This window comes from Methylobacterium sp. J-068, assembly GCF_022829445.1.
GTDB lineage: Bacteria > Pseudomonadota > Alphaproteobacteria > Rhizobiales > Beijerinckiaceae > Methylobacterium.
On the sequence record NZ_JAKSXY010000040.1, the window covers coordinates 39,535 to 61,567 of the forward strand.

Consider the following 22,033-nt stretch of genomic DNA (forward strand, 5'->3'; position numbering starts at 1 on the left):
GGACTTCCCCGACTGCCCGCCCGGCACCGAGGCCCGACCCGGAGAGCGCGAACGCGGGCCCATGGGAGATCACGATGGCGACCGAAGCGATAGGGTCCCTGACCCTGCAGGTTGAGCCCTGCCCGGAGGATTTCACCCGTTACCGCTGGGTCGTCCGGGAGGGCGGGCACACCGTGCGGGTGGCCCTCTACGCGCTGCCCGATGCCGGGTCGGCCGAGGCGCAGGGCCGCGCGGCCCTGGCGGAGGTGGCCGCGATCCGCCGCGACACGCGGGCCGCGTGGATGGACGGCGCCGTTCACGAGGACGACGTCCCCGCGCGACGCCGAGGTCCGGGCCGCCCTATCCCGGCCGGCGCGTCCGGCGCAGGCGCCGCCAGCCGAGCACGACGCCCGTGAGGGCGATGCCCGCCCCGAGGCCGTTGAGAAGCCACATCACGAGGTCCCAGGCCGGGCGCGCCCGGGTCAGGATCGCGAAGTCGAGACGGTGCGGCGCCTCGAACAGCCAGCGCTGGAGCCGGCCGCTGGCATCGAGCCGGTCGAGGAGGGCGCCGCTCTCGGGATCGACGTGAAGCCAAGTCGCGGCCGGGTCGTCGAAGCGGATGCGCAGGACGGGCAGGGGCCGCGTGTCGTGATGGGGATACCAGTAGGCGTCGAAGGCCGTCAGCACCTCGATCCCGGCGATCCCGGCCCCCGGCAGGGCATGGCCGGCCGCGTTCCGCACCGCGTCCAGGCTCGGCGGCGAGACCACGACCCGGCGCGCCCGCGCGTCCGAGGCGACCAGCACCGGTTCGCCGCCGACCCCGCCGATCCGCACCTCGACGGCGCCGGGCAGGGGGATGTCGCGCAGGGCCGCGCGGGACACGGGCGCGACAGATCCGGCATAGGCCTCGCGCATCGCGGGCGGCGGCGTCCGCCCCGAGAACCAGTGGTTCGGATTCATCGAGAGCCAGCCGCTCGCCACGAAGCTGAGGAGGCTCAACCCGCCGATCGTTCCGAGGAGGTGGTGCCAGCGCGCGGCGCCGCGATAGGGCGTCACCGCGCCGGTGGCGTAGGGGCGGCGCAGGCGCAGGCGCCAGATCCCCAGCACGAGGCCGCTGAACACGCCCGCGATGCCGATGCCCGAGACCCAGAGCACGGTGCCGCGCCAGAGGTCCGCCCGCGCCCGCAGGGGCGTGGGATAGAACCAGTGCGGAATCGCCCCGAGCCAGTTCCAGAGGCGCTCCCGGCGGGTGGTGTCGAGGACGACCGCCCCGGTGCGGGCCGAAACGTAGAGCTCGGTTCCGGCCGCGTCGCCGAGGGCCACCACGTGGAAGGGGCGGAGCGGATCGTAGCGGTCGCGCACCGTCCACTGGTCGCGCTCCACCGCCCGCACCGGGGCGTCGACCCCGAACCGCGCCGCGGCCTCGAGGGCGTCCACGGCGCCGAGGACGGCGCCGGTCTCCGCCGAGACCGGGTGCCGGGCGCCGTCGCGGGTGGTGACCTGATAGACCGGTGCCCCGCCCCGCATGGAGAGGGCGAGCCCGTCGGGCGCCGGGTCGAGCCCGGCCCGGGCGAGGGCCTCGTCGGGGCCGAGGATCACCCGGTCCCAGGCGATCGGCGTCAGGTAGGACAGGCGCTCCGGCTCGGTCAGGGCCGGAAACGCCACGTAGAGCATCACCAGCCCCGACAGGACCCAGGCGGCGAGAAACGCGCCGGTGAGGATGCCGAGCCAGCGATGGCCGAGGATCAGCCATCGCTTCAGGACTTTCAGCCGCATCAGAACCGCACGCTGTAGGCCACTTCGAACGAGCGCGGGCGGCCGAGCAGCCAGTTGGTGCCGATGCCGTTCACCGCGTTGCCGCTGATCGCGTAGACCTCGTCGAAGAGGTTGTAGGCGCGCAGCGACAGGCGCGAATTCGGCGTGACCTGATGGTCGAGCCCGGCATTGACCAGGGTGTAGGCGGGACGCTTCGCCTGGTTGCCGAAATCGCTGAAGGTCTCGCCGACATGCTGCAGGCCGATCCGGGCCTCCCAGGCGGGGGCGAAGGCGTAGTTCAGCCATAGGTTTCCGACGCGCTCGGGCACGTCGATGGGCTGGCGCCCCGCATAGGAGACCACTGCGCCGGCGACGGTCTGGTTGAACGCATCGTACTGCGCGTGGAGCAGGGCGAGGTTGGCGTCGACGCGCCACGCCTCGAACAGGTGCAGGCTCACCGCCGCCTCGACGCCGAGGGAGGATTGCCGGCCGACCTGGGTGACGAGGGTGGGCTGGCCCGGAACCGTCGAGATGAGGTTGTCCTTGACGATGCGGTAGCCCGCCAGCGTCCACTCGATCCGGCCGTCGAGGGCCGCGCCCTTGGCGCCGACCTCCACCTGCTCGCCGGTGGAGAGCTTGAAGTTGGCCAGCGACTGCGAGAGCGAGATCAGGCTGCCGACCGGGTCCGTGGCGGTGGCGACTTGCGCGTAGAGCGCCAGAAGCGGCGTCGGGTTGTAGACCGCGCCGAAGCGGTAGCTCAGGGCCTGGAAGTCCCGGTCGAATCCGGCGCCGGTGACGAGGTCCTGGCGGTGGAGCGTCGGCGCATCGTAGCGCACGCCCGCCAGCAGCGAGACCTGATCCGACAGGACGAGGCGGTTCTCGGCGAAGACCGAGGCCTGGCTGGTGCTGGTGGCGTAGGCCGGCCGGGCGAGGCCGTCTTTCGGGAACACGCCCGGATCGTAGAGGAACGGATCGACGCTGGTGCTGGCGTCGAAGTAGAAGTTGTTGGTGTGCCGGAAGGCGATGTGGTTCACGTCGAACCCCGCCAGGAACTCGTTGCGGAAGCCGAACAGGGTGCCCCGGAAGGCGGCGTCGAAGCGGTTCCCGACCTGCTCTTGGCTGTGGTAGATCTCGAGGTAGTCCGATCGGTCGATCCGGCCGGTGTCCCGGTTGAAGGCGTATTGCTCGACGTCGCGCCACTGGCGCCGGCTCTGGAGCCGGTAGGCGGTGTTGCGGATCGTGACGTCGGCGCTGGGCGTCCACTCCGTGCGCAACTGCGTCCAGTTGTCGGTCCAGAGGATCTTGGCATCCCGGACGTTGTAGTTGTTGAAGCGGATGGATTCGAGGATGCGCCCGTTCACCAGGGGCGTGCCCCAGTAGCGCGCCGGCTCCTGGTAGCCGAAATCATGGCTCAGGGTGAAGGCGAGGTCCGGCGTGGCCTGGAGCGTCAGAGCGCCCGAGACCGCGAGGTTGCGAAAGCTCCCGTCCGGCGAGATCCAGCCCTCGGTGCGGTTGCCGCTGACGTTGAGGCGGTAGGCCAGGGCCTCGCCGATGGGGCCGCCGGAATCGAGGGCGAGGCGGGCGAGCCCGTCCGAGCCGAGCGCGGCGCGGGCCTCGTTGATCGGCGTGAAGACCGGCTTCTTCGTCACCACGTTGACCACGCCGCCGATGGCGCCGTCGCCGTAGAGCACGGAGGCCGGCCCGCGCAGCACCTCGATGCGCTCGACGTTCCAGGTGTCGAACGGGAAGGTCACCGTGCCGGCGCCCACGAACAGGCGGGTGCCGTCATAGAGCTGCTGGATCGAGTTCGGGCCGGCGAAGCCCCGGGCCGTGAAGGCGCCGTTGCCGTTGCCGGGCGCGGCCACGGTGGTGATGCCGGTGGCGTTCTGGGTCACGGCCTCCGCCACCGTGTTCTGGCCCCGCAGGCGGGTGGTCTCGCCCGCGATCACGTCGACGCTGGCCGGCGTCTCCAGGGGCGTGAGGCCGAGGCGGCTGGCGCTTCGGCCGGGCGTGCGCAGGTTGAGGCCCTCGGCCGGCGCCGGGCCGCGCCCGCCCGAGCCCGAACCCGAGACTTCGAGGGTCTCCAGGGTCACGGCCGGTCGTGTTTCGGCCGGCTGAGCTTCGGCCGGCATGGGCATCAGGCCGCCCAGCAGGGCCGCGAGGGGCAGGGCACGGCGCGGTCCCGAGCGGGCGCCGGGAGCGGGCGAGACGGGAGAATGAGCGAGGAGCATGGAGCAACCGGGAACGGGCACGGGCATCGGCTGGAGCCGGCGAGACCTCTTCGCTAATACGAATGTTATAATGTTACAATCGCAGGACCACGCCGGAGCCGCGCACGTCCACGGCGCGGCCGCGCCGAAGCCGCGTCGAGCGGCCGGCGGAAGCGTGCGGGGACGGGACGCGCGGGGCGCGAGGGCGGAGAGGGGCATCGACGGAACGGCTGACGCGGATCGCGCGAAGTGGCACGTCACCGCGAAGACGCCGGTCCGTTCGCCGCATGCGAACGCCTCGACACCCACCAGGACACCCCGCCCGATGCGTTTCGCGTGTGACCACGACTGACGGCAGGTCTCCTGGCTCGCGGGTCACCGCCCTCTCATCGTCTTCCCAGAGGCTCGAGGCCGCCAGTGACGTGTTGATGATGGGCTCGCCGCTTACAGTTGCGGGGGCAGCCGCGGCATCGGGTTTCCCCTCACCGCGTTCCCTTTTGATCCTCCGAGGAGGAACCGTCCCGCGCAAGCTAGGCCGTTCGACGGGTCGGCGTCAATCGGGACGGCGGGGCGCGCCAGGGCGATCGCTCGAAGGAGATGGCGTCAGACGGTGCGTCTTGCGTGATTCATCAGGGCGCCCCTCTGGGTGAGCCCCCTCGGAGCCCGCTCCTTCGTCCGCCCGACGTCACAGCCCACGCGATCGCACGCCCTGCCGGACCCTCCGGGGCTGGAACATCGCCGAGTCGGCAAGCCATCTTTCCCGAGAGTGTCGTGAAACGTGTCGTGACTTGCCGGATCGGAGATCTTGCAGCCGCATCGTCGAGCTTGATGACGACCGACTTTGAAGAGTCAGGCCCCGGACCTATACCAGTGCCGACGATCTACTGGCGCACGCGGAAAATTCATCCATCCGCGAGCCGCGTCCGCGCTATTGCGCTCTTGGACGGTAGTGGTTAGCAGATGGTTTCGTCAAGGCAGAGAGCACCGGCCGTAGAAAACTTTGTCCGCCTTGATCACTGATGGCTGAGGTTTTTCGAGATATGATGCTTCCGTACCGCTTTGCACACATATATAATGGAAGCGCTTTCATTATATCTGATCTGCCTAATTTCTCAGACGCATATAATCTTCAAGTAGGCGAAGAGCGGGTTCTGTTCCACAGATTTCAGGGAACCTTGGCGAATCTGCTCGGCAACGGAAATCTGTTGCTCAACCACGATTTCTCGAATGGAACGGACAATTGGGCCGCGCCGTCGGCCCTGCCGGGATCGGTGAACTTCAGCACCGACTTCGCCGAGAGCACCCGCCTCGAAGGCAAGTCCGTCGCCTATCTTACCGGCGAGGCCGACGTGCCCTCGTTCTCCGTCTCGTATCGCGACCCGGAATTGGGAGACGAGTTTCCGGTCGTCCCGGGCAAGGCTTACCGCTTCAAGGGCTATTTCGCCGCGCACCGCGCCCTGGGCCGCGTGGAGATCACGTTCCTGGACGCCCAGCAGAAAACGGTCCACGTCCTCGCGTGCCCCCTCACCGAACATGAAGGTGGCGCGAACGCGAGCGACTGGCAGCAGGTCGACCTCTCGGCGATGGCGCCACCCAGCGCCACCGCCGCGCGCCTCGGCATCCGCTTCGTACGGTCTCAGAATTCCGTACGGGGCATGAACTTCTTCCTGTTCTTCACGGACCTGTCCCTGACGATCGGCGATGGATCGCCGATCGGCGGCGGACATTCATCGGACGATGCGTGGACGCGCAGCCTGATCGCGATCTCGGGGGGGCGTTCGGCGCTCCAGATCTTCGAGGCCGAGGTCGACACGGAAGCGCTGAACAGGCACCGGTCCGTGGTCAAAGTCGTGTCCAGCACGGATTCGGCGGAAGCGTTCACGCTCTACGATGCGGCCGACGTCTTCTCCGGGTCCCAGGTGGATTTCGCCCTGGAGCAGGGCCGGTTGATTCGTGTCTCCCTGCGGGGAATTTCAGGTTGCAGCCTGTATTGCGACGGGGTCCGGCTCGACAATCTGGTGCAATGGGCGGACGGGACGAACCTGTACTTCAAGCTTCCCGATGCTCTCCTCGACCACCGCGTCCACCTGTTCGAAGTCCGCGATCCCCTGGGCCTCACGATCCTGGCGCGCGACTATCATGGCGTGTCCGGCATCTCGACGCCCTGGCACATCCTGCAGGAGCACTCCGGCGCGGTGCTGCCGGCCCACCTCGCTCCGGCGGCATCCGACCGCTATCGGGCGCTCCAGGCGCATCTGCAGAGCGGGGCGAGCGAAACCAGCCGGCAGCAGCTGCTCCACGCCCATCGGGTCGTCACCAGGGGCTTCGACTTCAACCGGGAGTTTCTGCCGCTCACCTTTCCGGCGCACGAGGCACCGACCGTCTCGATCGTCATCCCGGTCCATAACAAGTTCGAGGTCACGTATTTCTGCCTCTGCGCGCTCATCCTCGGATACAACAGGAACACGTATGAGGTCATCGTCGTCGACGATGGCTCGAAGGACAGGACGAAGGAACTCGCCGGTCTCGTCGCGGGCATCCGGATCGTCCGGAACGACGTCGGCCTCGGGTTCGTGGGCGCCTGCAACAGGGGCGCGGAGGAGGCGCGCGGCAAGTTCGTCGTCTTCCTGAACAACGATACCGAGCCCACGGCCGGGTGGCTCGACGAGCTGGTCGAGAGCTTCGACACCTTCGACCAGGTCGGCCTGGCCGGCTCCAAGCTCGTCTACCCGAACGGCGTCCTCCAGGAGGCGGGCGGCATCGTCTGGGGCAGCGGCAACCCGTGGAACTACGGCCGGGGCCAGAATCCCCACGACCCGCGCTACACCTATACCCGGCAGGCCGATTACCTCTCGGGCGCGGCAATCATGCTTCCGACGGCAGTCTGGAAGGAGATCGGCGGATTCAGCACCGAATTCATGCCGGCCTACTTCGAAGACACCGATCTCGCCTTCAAGGTCCGCGATCACGGCTACAAGACGCTCTACGTCGCCAGCTCCGTCGTCTACCACTTCGAGGGCATAACCAGCGGCACGGACGTCTCCTCCGGCGCCAAGCGCAACCAGGAGATCAACCGGCCGAAGTTCAAGTCCAAGTGGACCAAGGCCTATCGCAATCACGGCCGCGAGGGTGAGAAGCCCGATCTCGAGAAGGATCGCGGCATCAGCGGCCGCGTGCTGTTCGTCGACTACCAGACGCCGAAGCCCGACATCGACGCGGGAAGCTACGCCGCCATCCAGGAAATGCGGATGGTCCAGGCGCTCGGCTACAAGGTGTCGTTCGTGCCGCAGAACTTGGCCTATCTCGGCGGCTACACCGAAAGTCTCCAGAAGATCGGCGTCGAGACGTACTACGCCCCGTTCTATCAGTCGATTTCCGAGGTCCTGGAGAGGCACGGCCACGAGTTCGATGCGATCTACATGACGCGCTACTACGTCGCGAGCGACTGCATCGGCGCGGCGCGGCGCTGGGCGCCGCAGGCCAAGCTGATCATGAACAACGCGGACCTTCACTTCCTGCGTGAACTGCGGGCCGCCATCAATACGGGCGACCAGAGCCTCAGGGAGAAGGCGCTCCGGGTTCGCGACGAGGAGCTCGCGATCATGCGGCTGGTGGATCTCGTCCTGAGCTACAACAACGTCGAACATGCCGTGATCATGAGCCACAACCTGGACGCGTCTCCGGTCATGTACGTTCCGTGGGTGGAGCGGGTCTCCGAGACGGTGCCGGCGTTCGAGAGCCGCTCGCACATCGCCTTCCTGGGCGGCTTCAACCATCACCCGAATCGGGAGGCCGTCGCGTTCTTCGTGAAGAGCGTGATGCCGATCCTGAGAAGCAGGAACGCCGGCGTCCAGTTCGACGTCTATGGAAGCAACGTCTCGAAGGAGATCGAGGCGCTGTCCTCCGATGACGTCGTCGTCAAGGGCTACGTGACGAACGTCTCCGAGGTCTACGACCATTGCCTCGTGTTCGTCGCGCCGTTGACGAGCGGCGCGGGCATCAAGGGCAAGGTCATCAGCGCCCTCGCTCACGGCGTCCCGTGCGTGCTCTCCCCGCTCGCGGCGGAAGGCACCGGGCTGCGGCACGGGTACGACTGCCTGATCGCCGACACGCCGCAGGAATGGGCGGAGAGCATCGCCCAGCTGCTCGAGAACCGGGAGATGTGGTCCTCGTTCTCCAAGAGAGGTCAGGACCTCGTGAGGTCGCTGTACGCCTTCGACGTCGGCGTGAAGACGATGCGCCGTGCGTTCGAGTCGGTCGGGCTGTATACGCAGTGATCCTGTCCGCTTGATCGAAGCGGAGAGGGTCTCGCTCAGCCCGCGCGGCGTCGGAGCGAAGCCCCAATCCGCCATCCCGAACGCGATCCCTCAGGGATCGCCGGAAGGGATCGACCGGATTTGGCAGGCGCCCTCGTCGCGATGGAGACCGACCGATGGGTCGGTCTCCATCGCGACCGCGTATGCGTTCGGCGGTCGGACGCGATCGGGATAGCGCTGTTTTGGACACAGCCCCGGGGAATCCGGCCCGTTCCGGGCCCGCGCGTTGACGGACGGGCCAGCGCCGCTCTAGGCGCGGGGTCATGCGCATCGTGCGGTCCGATCTGGCGGCCTGCCGCGCGGTCATCGCCGTGGCCGCGCTCTATGCGCTCGCCCTGCAGACCCTGCTCAGCGGCATGATCGGGGTCCCGCCGGTGGACCCGGCCCACATCCTCTGCCTGCAGGACGCCGCCGCCGAGGGCCGCCCGGATTCGGCGCCGCCGGTCCACGTTCACCTCTCCTGCTGCACGGCCGCCCATGTGGCGCCGTCCCTCGACGCCCCCGTCCTGGCCGCCGCCATCGTCTGGCCCGTCCGCCGGATCGCCGTGACGCGCTGGCGCCCGGAGATCGTCGCAACACCCCGGGCGCCGCCCGGCATCAGCGCCAGCGCGCGCGCGCCCCCCGTCGTCTGATCGATCGAAACGCCTCCCGATCTCTCAGACCACGGATCCTCGCCATGTCCCCCCCTGTCCGGGTCGAGCGCCGTCTCGCTCCGCTGCTGGTGCTGCTCGCCGCCGGCCCCGCCCTCGCTCAAGCTGTCCCGGAAGGCGTGACCCTCGCCGAACTCTCCGTGATGGGCGAGGGCGGCGGATCACCCGGCTCCGCCGGAGGCTCTTCCGTGCCCTTCGGGGTCGCGGCCCCGCCGGGCTCTGCGCCCGGCGTGATCGAGCATCCTGTGGGTCAGGTCGTCGGCACGGTGGGGCGGGACGGCACCGTCACGGATCGGCCGGCCACCAACATCGGCGCGGTCCTCGCCAACAGCCCCGGCGTCACCGTGCGCCAGGGCAACGGCGCCCGCGACGTGGTGATCTCGATCCGGGGCAACAACGCGCGCTCCACCGGGGTGACCAAAAACACGGTCGTGCTGGAGGACGGGTTCATCCTGACGCAGCCCGACGGCGCCTCGCGCTTCGACCTCGTCGACCCGCGCGCCTATAGCCGCATCGACGTGTTCCGGGGGCCGCAATCGGCCCTGTTCGGCAATTACGCCACCGGCGGCGCGCTCGCCTTCCGCACCCGCACGGGGCGCGAGATCGACGGCTACGAGATCGGCACCGATGCGGGCAGCTTCGGCTACCTCAGCAATTACTTTACCGTGGGCGGGGCCAGCGGCCCCTTCGAGATCAGCCTGTTCGCCAGCGACGCGCGCGCCAACGGCTACCAGGACCACGCCTCCTACGACACGCAGACGATCAACCTGCTGGCGAGCTACACGCCGACGCCCGACACCCGGTTCACCCTGAAGGTGATCAACAACGTCGTGCAGGCCAACCTGCCGGCGCGCGCCTCCCTCGACCAGTACCGGATCAACCCCTACCAGCGCGGCTGCGCCACCGCCGCCGCGGCGGCCCCCGGCTGCACCCTGACGAACCTCTTCCGCAACGGCGCCTTCGGCCCGACGGTGGGCGTGACGGCGGACGAGGCCGATTTCGGGCGCCACGACCGGCGCACCATCGTGGCGGCGCGCCTCGAGCACGACATCGACGCGCAGACGACCTGGCGCATGCAGCTCGGCTTCGACGAGCGCAACTTCGACCAGCCGTTCTACACCACCTCCTCGCGCGGCTCGTACCCGTCCTGGAATGTCCTGACCGATGTGACCCGGCGCTACGACCTGATGGGCCTGCCGGCCGTGGGCTACGTGGCGCTCGCCTACAACACGATCGACAACCACATCACCACCTTCAACCGGGCGCTCGGCAGCGGGCCGGCGCTGGGCGCCCTGATCGGCGAGCAGGCGGCGGTGCAATCCAACCTCGGCGGCCGCGCGCGCACCGAGGTGGCGCTCTCGGACCTGTGGACGGGCGTGCTCGGCCTCAGCGCCGAGAACACGAGCATCACGGGGCGCAACCTCGCCTACACCTATTCGGCGGCCGGACGCCGGACGAGCGTGGCGGATGCCGACCGCAGCTTCCTGAACGTCGCGCCGGAGGCCGCCCTGGTCTATCGCCCGAACTCCGAATGGGCGTTCCGGGGCCGGGTCGCGACGGGCTACACCACGCCGGCCGCGAGCAACCTGTTCGTCACCGCGGCCGGCCTGCCGGGCAACAACACCGGTCTCCGGACCCAGGAGAACCTCGGCTTCGACCTCGGGCTCGACTGGACCCCGACCGAAACCCTGCGCGTCAGCCTCACCGGCTTCCAGGAGTTCTTCCGCAACGAGCTGGTCTCGCAGTCGCCCGGCGCGGGGTTGCAGAGCTACACCTTCAACGCGCCGGCCTCGGAGCACCGTGGCATCGAGGTCGGAGCGGACTGGGCCTTCGCGCCGGGCTGGCGCGGCGTGCTCGCCTATACCCTCGACGATCAGACCTACACCCGCTACGTCGAGCAGCTCAGCGCCGGGGCGTTCTCGCAGCGCTTCGACCGCGCGGGCAAGGTCATCCCCGGCGTGCCCGCGCACCAGCTCCTCGCCCGCATCGGCTACGACCAGCCGACGGGACCGCTCGCCGGCCTCGGCGGCTACCTCGAGACGGTGGTGCAGGACGGCTTCTTCCTCGACAACGCCAACCAGCTGCGGGCGCCCGGCTACGCGCTCCTGAACGCCAACCTGCACTACGCCACAGACCTGACGGGCGGCTATGCCAAGCGCCTCACCCTCTACGTCGAGGTGCGCAATGTCCTCGACACCACCTACGCGGTCTCGGCCCAGAACCTCGCCAACAGCCTCAACGCCACGACGGGGCTCCAGAACGGCGCGGCGGTGCTGTCCGGCACGACGGGATCGATCTTCGCGGGCGCGCCGCGCAACGTCGTCGGGGGGATGAAGCTCGCGTTCTGAGCGGGATCACGCCGGGGCCGCGAACCAACCCCGGCGCCGGCCGTTGCGTGAGCACCCGCACACCAACGGACGAACCGATGACGCCAAGATTCCTGACGCCGAGCCGCCTCGCCCTCGCCACGGCCCTGTCCGTCTCCCTCGGTCTGGCAGCGCAAGCCCAGACCCTCGCGCCGACCGGGGGCGCCGGCAATACCGGTGTCACGCCTCCGAGCACGGTTCCGGGCACCGCCCCGAACGAGACGGGCGCGGGCCTGCGCCCCGCCCCGAGCGTCCCCGGCAATCCCAGCCCGGCCGCCGTGCCCGGCAGCACGCCGGGCGTGAACATCGGCGGCACCCCGACCAGCGGCCCGCCCGGCACGGGCGGCGCGGCCGGCGGCCCCTCGATCAGCGGCCAGTAGCCCGGGAAAACCCGTTCTCCGCCGCCCGGGGCCATCGCCGGCGCGCGATGCCCCCGGGTTCGAGCCGCGTGCGTCCGAGCACAGCCGGCGGGATGCGGATCGCCCATCGTCGCCGGAGCCAAGGTTCGGTGCGAGGTCCGGTGGAGGCGATCCGATGACGGCAGCAAGTCCCTTTCGCTGGCTCCTCACCCTCCTGGCGATGGTCTTGCCGGTCACGGCCCCCACGGACCGGCCCGAATCCCGGCGCAGCGAATCCGCGATCCCTCAGGTCAGCGGCGATCACGTGGTGTTCCGCCACTACCTCTGACACGCGACCCGACGGGAATCCTGCCCGGGCCGGCAAAAGCGGCGGCGTCCGGCACGGAGCGTGTTCCGGCGCGGCGCCGTTTGGCTTACATCACGCCGCCATGCCGCTCCCCGCCGCCACCGCTCCCGACGACATCGCCCACGTCATCCAGATCGCCCTCGCGCCGGCCTTCCTGCTCACCGCGCTCGCGACGCTGCTCAACGTCTTCTCGACCCGCCTCGGACGCGTCGCCGACAAGGTCGATGCCGCGGCCGCCGGCCTGCGGGGCGCCGATCCGCGCGAGGCGGGGCGCCTGTCGCGCCAGCTCTCGTTCCTGCGCCGCCGCTCGTTCATGCTGGATGTGGCGGTCGTGCTCGCCTCGACCGGGGCCGTGACGACCGGCATCGCGGTGCTCACCCTGTTCGTCGGCGCCCTGCGGGATGCCGCCACCGCCTCGGTCCTGTTCGCCTGCTTCGGCCTCGCGCTGATCTGCACAGTGGCGGCCGTCGGCGCCTTCCTGGTCGAGATCCTGATGGCCGGCCGCGGCATCCGCGACGAGGTCGACCGGCAGCAGGAACACGCCGAGGGCAAGGGGGCCTGAGCCGCGCCGTCCCGCTCGACGCCAAGCGCCGGAAAATCCTCCTCAGGGCGCCTTGGCCGGCGGGAAGGCCGTTCCGGGGCAGTTGGCCGCCAGGCCCGTGTCGCCGACGCGGTCGGGCGCGCAGGCGGGAATGGCCGGGCGCCCGCCATTCTCGATCCGGGCCTCCTGCAGCCGGTCGAACTTCCACAGGCCGAGGCCGATCACCACCAGGATGGCGAACAGGGCGGCACCCGCGAGCGGCAGCCAGCGCGGCATCAGCGGGCGCTCGTACCGGCTTCCGGCACCGGCGCGGTGTGGGCGGTGTCGCCGTGCCTGACGAAGGCGAATAGGATCAGCCCCGCCAGGATGGCGGCGGTGGCGATGAAGACGGGAAACAGGCGGCGCATCGGACGGGACCACGCTGGGAGAGACGGACCGCCGGGGACGTGCCGGCGGAGACGGGTAACGCGCGGGCCGGCCCCGAGGTCGCAGGGGGGAGCCTCACAATCGTCGGCGACGCCGTCAGGCGCGCCCCGTGACCCGCTGCCCGGCCTCGCCGTAGCCGGAGCGCGCGCCCTCGCGGTTGACGATCCCGAAGCGCAGCACCGCCTGTTCGAGGTAGTCGATCGCCGCCAGAAGGGCGCGCCGCGCCGGCTCGACGGCCTCGGGCTCGTCCTCGGGAGGCGTCTCGGCGAAGTCGACGGCGGCGATGAGCACCCGGTCGCGCTCGTCCTCGATCCGGCGGTCGCGCTCGACCCGGCCCCGGATGTCGGCGTCGAAGCCTGCGACCACCGCGAAGGGAAAGTCGTCGCGGCGGGTGCCGCTCGGGTAGGCCAGGGTCAGGCGGCGGGCGAGGTCGGCCGCGTGCCGGACCTGGTCTGCGAGTTTGGCGTCCATCGCGGGGCTCCCGTGCCGGCGGCTGGCCCGGCGACGTGGCAACGCGCCGGCACGGGCGCCCGGTTCCGGCCGCGCACCAATGGCGCGCCGCCGCGTTGTCGCCCCATGACCGATCCCATCCCGACCGATCCCATCCCGACCGATCACGCGCCCCGCCTCGGCTTCTGCTGCAAGTTCATCCTCGACGGGCCGCCGGACGCCTTCAAGACCCTGAAGGCCGCCCGCGAGGCGACCCTGCGGATGAACCTCACCCACGCCACCATGGCGCACCTGACGTCGCTGGCCCCGGCCGCCCGCCGGGCCAAGCTCGAAGGGCTGGTGCGCCACAACCTCGGCGCCCTTGAGCGGCAGGTGGACTGGGTCGCGGCCCGCCCGCCGATCGAGCGCCTGCTGCGCATCGCCAGTAACGTGCTGCCGGGCTACACCCACGGGATCGCGCGCGACATCTACGCCGAGCCCGAGATGCGCCGCCTCGTCGTGGACGGGCTGGCGCGAATCGGCGAGATCGCGCGGGCCGGCGCGGTGCGGCTCAGCTTCCATCCGGGGCCGTTCTGCGTCATCGCCTCGCAGAACCCGAACGCCCAGCGCAACGGCATCGAGGAACTGGAGCACCACGCCGAGCTCATGGCGATGCTCGGCTACGGCACGGGCTGGCACCCGCACGGCGCGCACATCAACATCCATGTGGGCGCCCGCGACCCCGGCATCGCGGGCTTTCGCGACAGCCTGCCCAGGCTCTCGCAAACGGCGCGCGACCTCCTCACCGTCGAGAACGACGAGAATTTCTTCGGGCTCGACACGGTGCTGGAGCTGGCCGACGCCGTCCCGGTGGTGCTCGACCTGCACCATCACTGGGTCGAGAGCCGGGGCGAGTACATCGCGCCCGACGACCCGCGCGTCCTGAGGGTGCGCGAATCCTGGCGCGGCGTGCGCCCCGTGGCCCATATCAGCGTCTCGCGCGAGGGCCTGCTCGACGGACACGCGCCCGACGCCCTGCCGGATTTCGCCGCGCTCACGGAGGCCGGCCACAACTGGCGCGATCTCGCCGCCCATTCCGACATGATGTGGAACCGGGCCGTCAACGCGCTCGTGGCGCGCCACATGGCCTGGGCGGATTTCGAGATCGAGGCCAAATCCAAGAACCTCGCTTCGGCCGGCATCGCCGCCGAGATCGCCGCGATCCTGCCGGCGGCGCGGATCGAGGCGGCGGCCTGAGGGGGCGGGCGGCGTCGTGCCTGCCGCCCATGCCGACGACGGCACCGGACGGGGCGGGAACGCGCCCCGGCCTTTCCGGCAAACGCCCGTGCGCCGCCCCTCCTCAATGCCCGTGGTCGTGCCCGTCAGGCTCCGGCAGCGTCAGGCCGAAATGCGAGACGAGGTCCTGCACCTGGGCCGGGCTGAGGTGGCGCGGGTTGAGGTTGCGCAGGAGGAGATAGAGCTTGGCCGTCTCCTCAAGCTCCTCCGTGGCGAAGACCGCGTTCTCCAGGGTGGTGCCCGCCACCACGGGGCCGTGATTGGCCAGCAGCACCGAGGCGTAGCGCCCGGCCAGCCCCCGGATGGCGTCCGCCACCGCCGGGTCGCCGGGGCGGTAATACGGCACCAGCGCCGTGGCCCCGGCCCGCATGAGGTAATAGGGCGTAAGCGGGGGCAGCACCGCCCTCGGGTCGATCTCGGGCAGCATCGACACCGCCACTGCGTGGGTCGAGTGCAGGTGGACGATGGCGCGGGCCTCGGTGCGGCTGTCGTAGAGCGCGGCGTGGAGCGGGATCTCCTTCGTGGGCGCGTGGCCCGAGACCAGGGCGCCGCTGGCGTTGAGGCGCGAGATCGTGCCTGGGTCGAGGAAGCCCAGCGAGGCGTTGGTGGGCGTCACCAGCCAGCCGCCGTCGTCGAGGCGCAGGGAGATGTTGCCCGACGAGCCCGGCGTCAGCCCGCGCTCGAACAACGAGCGGCCGAACCGGCAGATCTGCTCGCGAAGCTTGGTCTCGCTCATGGGGCGTTCCTCGGGCTGGGGGGAGGGCGCTCTCAGGCGGTGGCGCCGGGGATCAGTTCGTAGCCGAGATCGACGGTCTCGGCCGGGCCGCCGGCGGTCAGGCGCTCGGCCGCGACCGCGCCGATCTCCAGGCGCGGGGTGCGGATCGTGGTCAGCGGCTGGGGCATCGCGGCGGCGATGTCGAGGGCGTTGAAGCCGAACAGTGCGAGGCGCTCCGGCACCGCGATCCCGTCCGCGAGGCAGTGGAAGTAGCCGCCCAGCGCCATGTCGTCGTTGGAGAAATAGACCGCGTCGAGATCCGGCCGGGCCGCCAGCAGCCGCCCCAGGGCGGCGCGCCCGGCCGCCGCCGAGGAGGGGCCGGGGGCGATCTCGGTCTCCGCCAGCGGGTGTCCGGCCTCGGCCAGCGTCTCGCGAAACCCCGTCAGCCGCTTGGCCGCGCGCAGGTCGAGGGTGATGTCGTGCCCGACATAGCCGATGCGGCGATACCCTCGCGCGATCAGGTGCCGGGCGCTGTCGCACCCCACCGCCCGGTTGGAGAATCCCACCACGATGTCGAGGCCGGTGCCGTCGGTGTCGATCATCTCGACGATGCGGATGCCGGAGGCCCGCAGGCGCGCCACCGAGCCCGCCCTGTGCTCCAGCCCCGTGACGATGAGGCCGGCCGGGCGCCAGGAGAGCAGGGCGCCGATCAGCGCCTCCTCCCGCTCGGGGTCGTAGTCCGAGACCCCGATCACGCTCTGGAATCCGTCCCGGTCGAGCGCCGCCGTGGCCCCGCGCAGGAGGTCGGGAAACACGATGTTGGTCAGCGACGGGATGATGATGCCGACGAGCTTGGCCCCCGCCGTGGATCCCGAGCCCGCCAGCATGCCGGCCAGCCGATTCGGCACGTAGCCGAGGCGGGCCACGGCCTCGGCGACCCGGTCCTGCGTGCGCTTCGAGAACGAGCCCTGGTTGCGCAGGACGCGTGAGACGGTGCTCTCGCCGACGCCCGCCGCGCGGGCGACGTCGGCCAGGGTCACGAGCCGGCGTTCGGGCTCATGCACGTTCATCGGCGGCGTCCGTCCTGTTCCAGAGGCTGCAAAGCCCATAGCAAGGTTAGTCGGCCACAACAATCAGATTGGCAGCGCTGCCAACATCTGGTATCCAAGATGCAAGCGCTGCCAAAACGAGTCGCGCCACGACAAGATGCTGCAACGCCAGAACAGCGCCCCACCCCGTGGGCGCCGGCAGGAGGAAACATGAGCGTGCAAGCCGCAACCGCGCGGGGCGTCGACGCGCCCGCGCCGGACTTCGTCGAACAGACCTATACGAAGGTGTTCTGGCGGCTCGTGCCGTTCCTGATGCTCTGCTACGTGGTCGCCTATCTCGACCGCGTGAACGTGGGCTTCGCCAAGCTGCAGATGTCCCAGGAGCTGGGCTTCAGCGAGACGGTCTACGGCCTCGGCGCCGGACTGTTCTTCATCGGCTACTTCCTGTTCGAGGTGCCCTCCAACGTCATCCTGCACCGGGTCGGCGCGCGCGTCTGGATCGCCCGCATCATGATCACCTGGGGCATCATCTCCGCCGGGTTCATGTTCGTGAATTCGGCCACCTCGTTCTACATCATGCGCTTCCTGCTCGGCCTCGCGGAGGCCGGCTTCTATCCGGGCGTGATCCTCTACACGACGCAGTGGTTCCCGGCGCATCGCCGCGCCCGGGTGATCGCGGTGTTCATGTCGGCGATCCCCGTCTCGGGCATCTTCGGCAACCCGCTCTCGGGCTGGATCATGGACAGCTTCAACGGCGCGCAGGGGCTGTCGGGCTGGCAGTGGATGTTCCTGATCGAGGCCGTGCCGGCGGTGCTGGTTGGCCTCGCCGTGTTCTTCTACCTCGACAACCGCCCCTCCGAGGCCAAGTGGCTCGACGCGGCCGAGAAGCAGGTCATCGAGCGCGACATCGCCGCCGACGGCGCCGGCAAGGAGGCGAGCCCGCATTCCATCGCCACCGTGTTCCGCAACGGCCGGATCTGGTTCATGAGCCTGATCTACTTCGCCTTCGTCACGGGGCAGTACGGCCTCACCTTCTGGATGCCCACCATCGTCAAGGCGTCGGGCATCCAGGGCAACCTGAACATCGGCCTCGTCAGCGCGATCCCGTTCCTGTTCGCGGTCTTCGTGATGATTCTGCTCGGCCGCAGCGCCGACCGGATGCGCGAGCGCCGCTGGCACCTCATCGTGCCCGCGCTCTGCGGCGCGGTCGGTTTCGTGGTCGCCGCAAGCACCGGCAGCACGGTGGTGGCCATCGCGGCGCTGGCCGTGGCGGCGGGCGGTGTGCTCACCTGCGCGCCCCTGTTCTGGTCCCTGCCCACCGCCTTCCTCAGCGGCGCCGGGGCGGCCGCCGGCATCGCGCTGATCAACTCGGTGGGCAACCTCGCGGGCTTCGCCAGCCCCTACGTGATCGGGGCCCTGCGCGATTCCACCGGCAGCACCGCCGCCGGCATGTACGCGCTCGCCGTGATGCTGGTGATCGGCGCGGTCTGCGTGTTCGTCACGCCGAAGCACGTGGTCAACCGCTGAGCCGGATGGCCGGCGGACCGCGCGTCCGCCGGCACCCTTTCCCGACAGGATTCCGACAGGTCCCCCCGATGAGCACCCACACCTCGACCCCGCGCGCGGCCGTGATCGGCCTCGGCTCCATGGGCGCCGGCATGGCCGGTTCCCTCCTCCGGGCCGGTTTCTCGGTAGCCGCCTGCGACGTGAACGCGGAGGCCGTCGCGCGCTTCGCGGCGAGCGGGGGCCAGGCGGCAACGAGCCCGGCGCGCGCGGCGGAGGGCGCCGACGTGGTGGTCTGCGTCGTCGTCAACGCCGCCCAGACCGAGGCCGTGCTATTCGGCCCGGACGGGGCCGCCGCGACCATGCGCGCGGGCGCGGTGTTCGTCTCCTCCGCCACCATGGACCCGGCCATCGCCCGGCGCCTCGCCGCGCGCCTGGAGGAGACCGGCCGGCACTACCTCGACGCGCCGATGAGCGGGGGTGCGGCCCGCGCCGCCACGGGCGAACTCACCTTCCTGGCCTCCGGCACGAAGGCGGCCTTCGACGCGGCCCGGCCGGCCCTGGAGGCCATGGCGGGCAAGCTCTACGAACTTGGCGACGCCGCCGGGCAGGGCGCCGCCTTCAAGATGATCAACCAGCTCCTGGCAGGCGTCCACATCGCCGCCGCCAGCGAGGCGATGAGCTTTGCCGCCAAGCAGGGGCTCGACCTGCGCAAAGTCTACGAGGTCATCACGGCGTCCGCGGGCAATTCCTGGATGTTCGAGAACCGCATGCCGCACGTGCTCGAGGGCGATTACAGCCCGAAGAGCGCGGTCGACATCTTCGTCAAGGATCTCGGCATCGTGCAGGACATGGCCCGTGCCGAGAAATACCCCGTGCCGGTCGCCGCCGCCGCCCTGCAGATGTTCCTGATGGCGTCCGGCTCCGGCATGGGCGGGGACGACGACGCCTCGGTAGCCCGCCTCTACGCCCAGGTGGCCGGCGTCACCTTGCCCTCCGCGAACGTCTGAAGGGAGACGAGCCCATGCCGCGCTTTGCCGCCAACCTCACCCTGATGTTCACGGAACGCCCCTTCCTCGACCGCTTCGCGGCCGCGGCGGAGGCCGGCTTCACCGCGGTCGAGTTCCTGTTCCCCTACGAGCATCCGGCGGAGGCCATCGCCGAGCGCCTGGAGCGGCACGGCCTGACCCAGGCCCTGTTCAACCTGCCGCCGGGCGACTGGGCGGCCGGCGACCGCGGCCTCGCGGCCCTGCCCGCGCGCTTCGAAGAAGTGCAGGCCGGCGTCGAGACCGGCCTCGCCTACGCCAAGGCCACCGGCGTGGCCCGGCTCCACCTCATGGCCGGCATGGCGGACGCGAACGACCCGGAGGCGCAGGCCGCCTATCGCCGCGCCGTCGCCTGGGCGGCCGAGCGCGTGGGCCGCGCGGGGCTCGACCTCGTGCTGGAGCCGATCAACGCCCGCAACATGCCGGGCTATTTCCTCGCCGACTTCGACGCGGCGGCGCGCCTGATCCGGGAATTGGCCCTGCCGAACCTGAAGCTCCAGTTCGACCTCTACCATGCCCAAATCCTGCACGGGGACGTGACCACGCGCCTGCGGGCGCTGATGCCGATGGTCGGGCACGTCCAGACCGCGAGCGTGCCCGCGCGGCACGAGCCCGGCACCGGCGAGATGAACGACGCCTTCCTCTTCGCCGAACTCGACCGCCTCGGCTACCGGGGCTTCGTCGGCTGCGAGTACAACCCGGCCGCCGGCACGGAGGCGGGCTTGAGCTGGTTCGAACCCTATCGCGCATCCCAGGTGCGGGAGACCACGCGATGAGCCTCGCCCTCGGATCGGTGGCCGACGATTATACCGGCGCCTCGGACCTCGCCAACACGCTCACCCGGGCGGGCCTGCGCACGGTGCAGACCATCGGCATCCCGGCCGACGACCTCGCCCTCACCGACGTCGATGCCGTGGTGGTGGCCCTGAAGAGCCGCTCGATTCCGGCCGCCGAGGCCGTTGAGCGCTCGCGCGCGGCCGATGCCTGGCTGCGCCGGCAGGGCGCCGCCCACGTGCTGTTCAAGATCTGCTCGACCTTCGACTCGACGGACCGGGGCAATATCGGCCCCGTCCTGGACGCCCTGCGCGGCGACGCCGGCGAGGCCATCGCCCTCGTCACCCCCGCCTTTCCGGAGACCGGCCGCACGGTCTACCAGGGCAACCTCTTCGTCGGCGCGCTGCCCCTCGACGAGAGCCCGCTGAAGGACCATCCCCTCAACCCGATGCGGGACGCCAACCTCGTGCGGGTGCTCGCCCGCCAGAGCGCGGCGGGCGTCGGGCTCGTGGATTTCGCGACGGTGACGCGGGGGCCGGAGGCCGTCGCGGCCCGGCTCGCGGCGCTCGCCGCCGAGGGCGCGGGCGCGGGCGTCGCGGATGCCATCGCGGAGGCCGACCTCGAGACCCTCGGGGCGGCCGCGCTCCGTCATCGCGTCTCCGTCGGCGCCTCGGGCCTCGGCCTCGGCCTCGCCCGCGCCCTGGTGGCGGCCGGGCGGGCCGGCGCGCCGGACGACGCATCGGATCTCGGCGCGCCGGTGGGCGGCCTCGCCGCCTGCCTCGCCGGCAGCTGCTCGCAGGCGACGCTCGGCCAGATCGCGGCGGCGCAAGCCCTGATGCCTGTGCGGCGGCTCGACCCCGAGCGCGTGCTCGACGGCGAGGCCGAGATCGAGGACGCCCTCGCCTGGGCCGGGCAGCACATCGGCGCCGGCCCCGTCCTCATCGCCAGCAGCGCGGAGCCCGAGACCGTGCGGGCGCTCCAGGCGCGCCACGGCGGCGACCGGGTCGGCCACGCCCTCGAGGGTGCGCTCGCCCGCATCGCGGAGGGCCTGGTGTCACGCGGCGTGCGCCGCCTCGTGGTCGCGGGCGGCGAGACCTCCGGCGCGGTGGTCGACCGGCTCGGGCTGAAGGCCTTCCGCCTCGGCCCCGAGATCGCGGCCGGCGTGCCGGTCCTGCGCACCCTGGGGCAGGGCGAGGCGATGCTGCTCGCCCTCAAGTCCGGCAATTTCGGCGGCCGCGACTTCTTCCCCCGCGCCCTCGACCTGATGCGCTGAGCCTCTTTCGACCCTCCGGGAAAGGACGACCCATGCACGCTCTGATCCTCGGCGCCGCCGGCATGATCGGCCGGCGCCTCGCCGACGCCCTCACCGCTTCGGGCGACGCCCGCGCCCTCACCCTGGTGGACGTGGTCGAACCCGCCACCCCGGCGGGCTTCACCGGCTCCCTCGTCACCGCGAGCGCCGACCTCTCGGTCCCCGGCGCGGCCGAGGCCGCGCTCATCGGCCGGCCGGACGTGATCTTCCACCTCGCCGCCATCGTCTCGGGCGAGGCGGAGGCCGACCTGGAGAAAGGCTACCGGGTCAACCTCGACGCCACGCGGCTGCTCTTCGACGCGATCCGGCAAGCCCACGTCGCGGAGGGCTACCGGCCCCGCGTCGTCTTCACCTCGTCGCTGGCCGTGTTCGGGCCGCCGCTGCCCGGAATCATCCCCGACGACATGATCCTGACGCCGGCCACCTCCTACGGCACGCAGAAGGCCATGGGCGAGTTGCTGCTCGCCGACTACACGCGGCGCGGCTTCCTCGACGGCATCGGCCTGCGGCTGCCCACCATCTGCGTGCGGCCGGGCAAGCCGAACAAGGCGGCCTCGGGCTTCTTCTCCGGCATCATCCGCGAGCCTCTCAGCGGTCAGGAGGCGATCCTGCCGGTGCCCGACACCGTGCGCCACTGGTTCGCCAGCCCGCTTTCGGCCACGGAGTACCTCCTGCACGCCGCCCGCATCGACCTCGCGCCCCTGGGCTTGCGCCGCAACCTCACCATGCCGGGCCTGTCGGCGACGGTGGCCGACGAGATCGAGGCCCTGCGCCGGGTCGCCGGCGACGGGGCCGTGGCGCTGATCCGGCGCGAGCCGGACCCCGCGATCCAGGCCATCGTGGAGACCTGGCCGGAGGCGTTCGACACGCGGCGCGCCCTCGAACTGGGCTTCAAGGGCGACGCCAGCTTCGACGCGCTGGTGGAACTGCACATCGCCGAGACGCGAGCTTGAGCCGACCG

Annotated in this window: 20 protein-coding genes and 1 riboswitch; of the genes, 13 read left to right on the forward strand and 7 right to left on the reverse strand. The window is 70.7% G+C overall.

Going from position 1 to position 22,033, the window contains the following annotated elements:
- The first annotated feature begins 74 nt into the window (after positions 1–74).
- Positions 75–395, forward strand: a complete 321-nt coding sequence (locus tag MKK54_RS03255) for a hypothetical protein (protein ID WP_244009108.1) — start codon at positions 75–77, stop codon at positions 393–395.
- Here MKK54_RS03255 and MKK54_RS03260 read toward each other — a convergent pair.
- Together MKK54_RS03260 and MKK54_RS03265 are read right to left on the reverse strand one after the other, a co-directional pair.
- Positions 340–1,755: a PepSY domain-containing protein gene (locus tag MKK54_RS03260; protein ID WP_244009109.1), complete on the reverse strand. Its 1,416-nt coding sequence runs from the start codon at positions 1,753–1,755 to the stop codon at positions 340–342. The two genes, MKK54_RS03255 and MKK54_RS03260, sit on opposite strands and share 56 nt — an antisense overlap.
- Positions 1,755–3,965 (reverse strand): TonB-dependent receptor, encoded by a 2,211-nt coding sequence (locus MKK54_RS03265; protein ID WP_409564119.1) that lies wholly within the window; start codon positions 3,963–3,965, stop codon positions 1,755–1,757. The genes MKK54_RS03260 and MKK54_RS03265 overlap by 1 nt, the downstream gene beginning before the upstream one ends.
- Positions 3,966–4,279: 314 nt before the next feature.
- A riboswitch (cobalamin riboswitch) is annotated at positions 4,280–4,480 on the reverse strand.
- A gap of 669 nt (positions 4,481–5,149) precedes the next feature.
- Here MKK54_RS03265 and MKK54_RS03270 point away from each other — a divergent pair.
- The 6 genes from MKK54_RS03270 to MKK54_RS03295 all read left to right on the forward strand — a co-directional run bounded on the left by MKK54_RS03270 (position 5,150) and on the right by MKK54_RS03295 (position 12,543).
- Positions 5,150–8,221: a glycosyltransferase gene (locus MKK54_RS03270; protein WP_244009110.1), complete on the forward strand. Its 3,072-nt coding sequence runs from the start codon at positions 5,150–5,152 to the stop codon at positions 8,219–8,221.
- A 302-nt stretch (positions 8,222–8,523) separates the two neighbouring features.
- Positions 8,524–8,892, forward strand: coding sequence for a hypothetical protein (locus MKK54_RS03275; RefSeq protein ID WP_244009111.1), 369 nt, complete (start codon positions 8,524–8,526; stop codon positions 8,890–8,892).
- A gap of 44 nt (positions 8,893–8,936) precedes the next feature.
- Positions 8,937–11,258, forward strand: coding sequence for a TonB-dependent receptor family protein (locus MKK54_RS03280; protein ID WP_244009112.1), 2,322 nt, complete (start codon positions 8,937–8,939; stop codon positions 11,256–11,258).
- A gap of 77 nt (positions 11,259–11,335) precedes the next feature.
- Positions 11,336–11,656, forward strand: a complete 321-nt coding sequence (locus MKK54_RS03285; protein ID WP_244009113.1) for a hypothetical protein — start codon at positions 11,336–11,338, stop codon at positions 11,654–11,656.
- A gap of 154 nt (positions 11,657–11,810) precedes the next feature.
- Entirely contained in the window at positions 11,811–11,963 is a 153-nt protein-coding gene (locus tag MKK54_RS03290) for a hypothetical protein (RefSeq protein WP_244009114.1), read from the forward strand.
- A 100-nt stretch (positions 11,964–12,063) separates the two neighbouring features.
- Positions 12,064–12,543, forward strand: coding sequence for a DUF2721 domain-containing protein (locus MKK54_RS03295; RefSeq protein WP_244009115.1), 480 nt, complete (start codon positions 12,064–12,066; stop codon positions 12,541–12,543).
- Between the two features lie 42 nt (positions 12,544–12,585).
- Here MKK54_RS03295 and MKK54_RS03300 read toward each other — a convergent pair whose 3' ends face one another.
- From MKK54_RS03300 to MKK54_RS03305, 3 genes are all read right to left on the reverse strand, one after another.
- Complete coding sequence (locus MKK54_RS03300) at positions 12,586–12,798, reverse strand: hypothetical protein (RefSeq protein ID WP_244009116.1); 213 nt, start codon at positions 12,796–12,798, stop codon at positions 12,586–12,588.
- Complete coding sequence (locus MKK54_RS24475) at positions 12,798–12,929, reverse strand: hypothetical protein (protein WP_279597145.1); 132 nt, start codon at positions 12,927–12,929, stop codon at positions 12,798–12,800. Before MKK54_RS24475 ends, MKK54_RS03300 begins: the two co-directional genes overlap by 1 nt.
- A gap of 115 nt (positions 12,930–13,044) precedes the next feature.
- The gene (locus MKK54_RS03305) at positions 13,045–13,419 is read right to left on the reverse strand and encodes a hypothetical protein (RefSeq protein WP_244009117.1); all 375 of its coding nucleotides are present in this window, start codon (positions 13,417–13,419) and stop codon (positions 13,045–13,047) included.
- 105 nt (positions 13,420–13,524) lie between these two features.
- On the opposite strand from MKK54_RS03305, the gene MKK54_RS03310 reads away from it, so the two are divergent.
- Positions 13,525–14,634, forward strand: a complete 1,110-nt coding sequence (locus MKK54_RS03310) for a UV damage endonuclease UvsE (protein WP_244009118.1) — start codon at positions 13,525–13,527, stop codon at positions 14,632–14,634.
- A gap of 103 nt (positions 14,635–14,737) precedes the next feature.
- On the opposite strand, the gene MKK54_RS03315 is transcribed toward MKK54_RS03310, so the two are convergent.
- Together MKK54_RS03315 and MKK54_RS03320 are read right to left on the reverse strand one after the other, a co-directional pair.
- Complete coding sequence (locus MKK54_RS03315; RefSeq protein WP_244009120.1) at positions 14,738–15,409, reverse strand: aldolase; 672 nt, start codon at positions 15,407–15,409, stop codon at positions 14,738–14,740.
- A gap of 32 nt (positions 15,410–15,441) precedes the next feature.
- Positions 15,442–16,458: a LacI family DNA-binding transcriptional regulator gene (locus MKK54_RS03320; protein ID WP_279597146.1), complete on the reverse strand. Its 1,017-nt coding sequence runs from the start codon at positions 16,456–16,458 to the stop codon at positions 15,442–15,444.
- Between the two features lie 189 nt (positions 16,459–16,647).
- Here MKK54_RS03320 and MKK54_RS03325 point away from each other — a divergent pair, with 189 nt between their 5' ends.
- The 5 genes from MKK54_RS03325 (at position 16,648) to denD (ending at position 22,025) form a co-directional block, all read left to right on the forward strand.
- Positions 16,648–17,964 carry an MFS transporter gene (locus MKK54_RS03325; protein WP_244009122.1) on the forward strand — a complete coding sequence of 439 codons (1,317 nt, stop codon included), beginning with the start codon at positions 16,648–16,650 and terminating at the stop codon, positions 17,962–17,964.
- Positions 17,965–18,032: 68 nt separating this feature from the next.
- On the forward strand, positions 18,033–18,950 hold the full coding sequence (ltnD, locus tag MKK54_RS03330; protein WP_244009123.1) for an L-threonate dehydrogenase: 918 nt from the start codon (positions 18,033–18,035) through the stop codon (positions 18,948–18,950).
- Between the two features lie 14 nt (positions 18,951–18,964).
- On the forward strand, positions 18,965–19,762 hold the full coding sequence (gene otnI / locus MKK54_RS03335; protein WP_244009125.1) for a 2-oxo-tetronate isomerase: 798 nt from the start codon (positions 18,965–18,967) through the stop codon (positions 19,760–19,762).
- Positions 19,759–21,033, forward strand: coding sequence for a 3-oxo-tetronate kinase (gene otnK, locus MKK54_RS03340; RefSeq protein ID WP_244009127.1), 1,275 nt, complete (start codon positions 19,759–19,761; stop codon positions 21,031–21,033). Before otnI ends, otnK begins: the two co-directional genes overlap by 4 nt.
- 32 nt (positions 21,034–21,065) lie before the next feature.
- Complete coding sequence (gene denD / locus MKK54_RS03345) at positions 21,066–22,025, forward strand: D-erythronate dehydrogenase (protein WP_244009128.1); 960 nt, start codon at positions 21,066–21,068, stop codon at positions 22,023–22,025.
- Positions 22,026–22,033 lie beyond the last annotated feature (8 nt).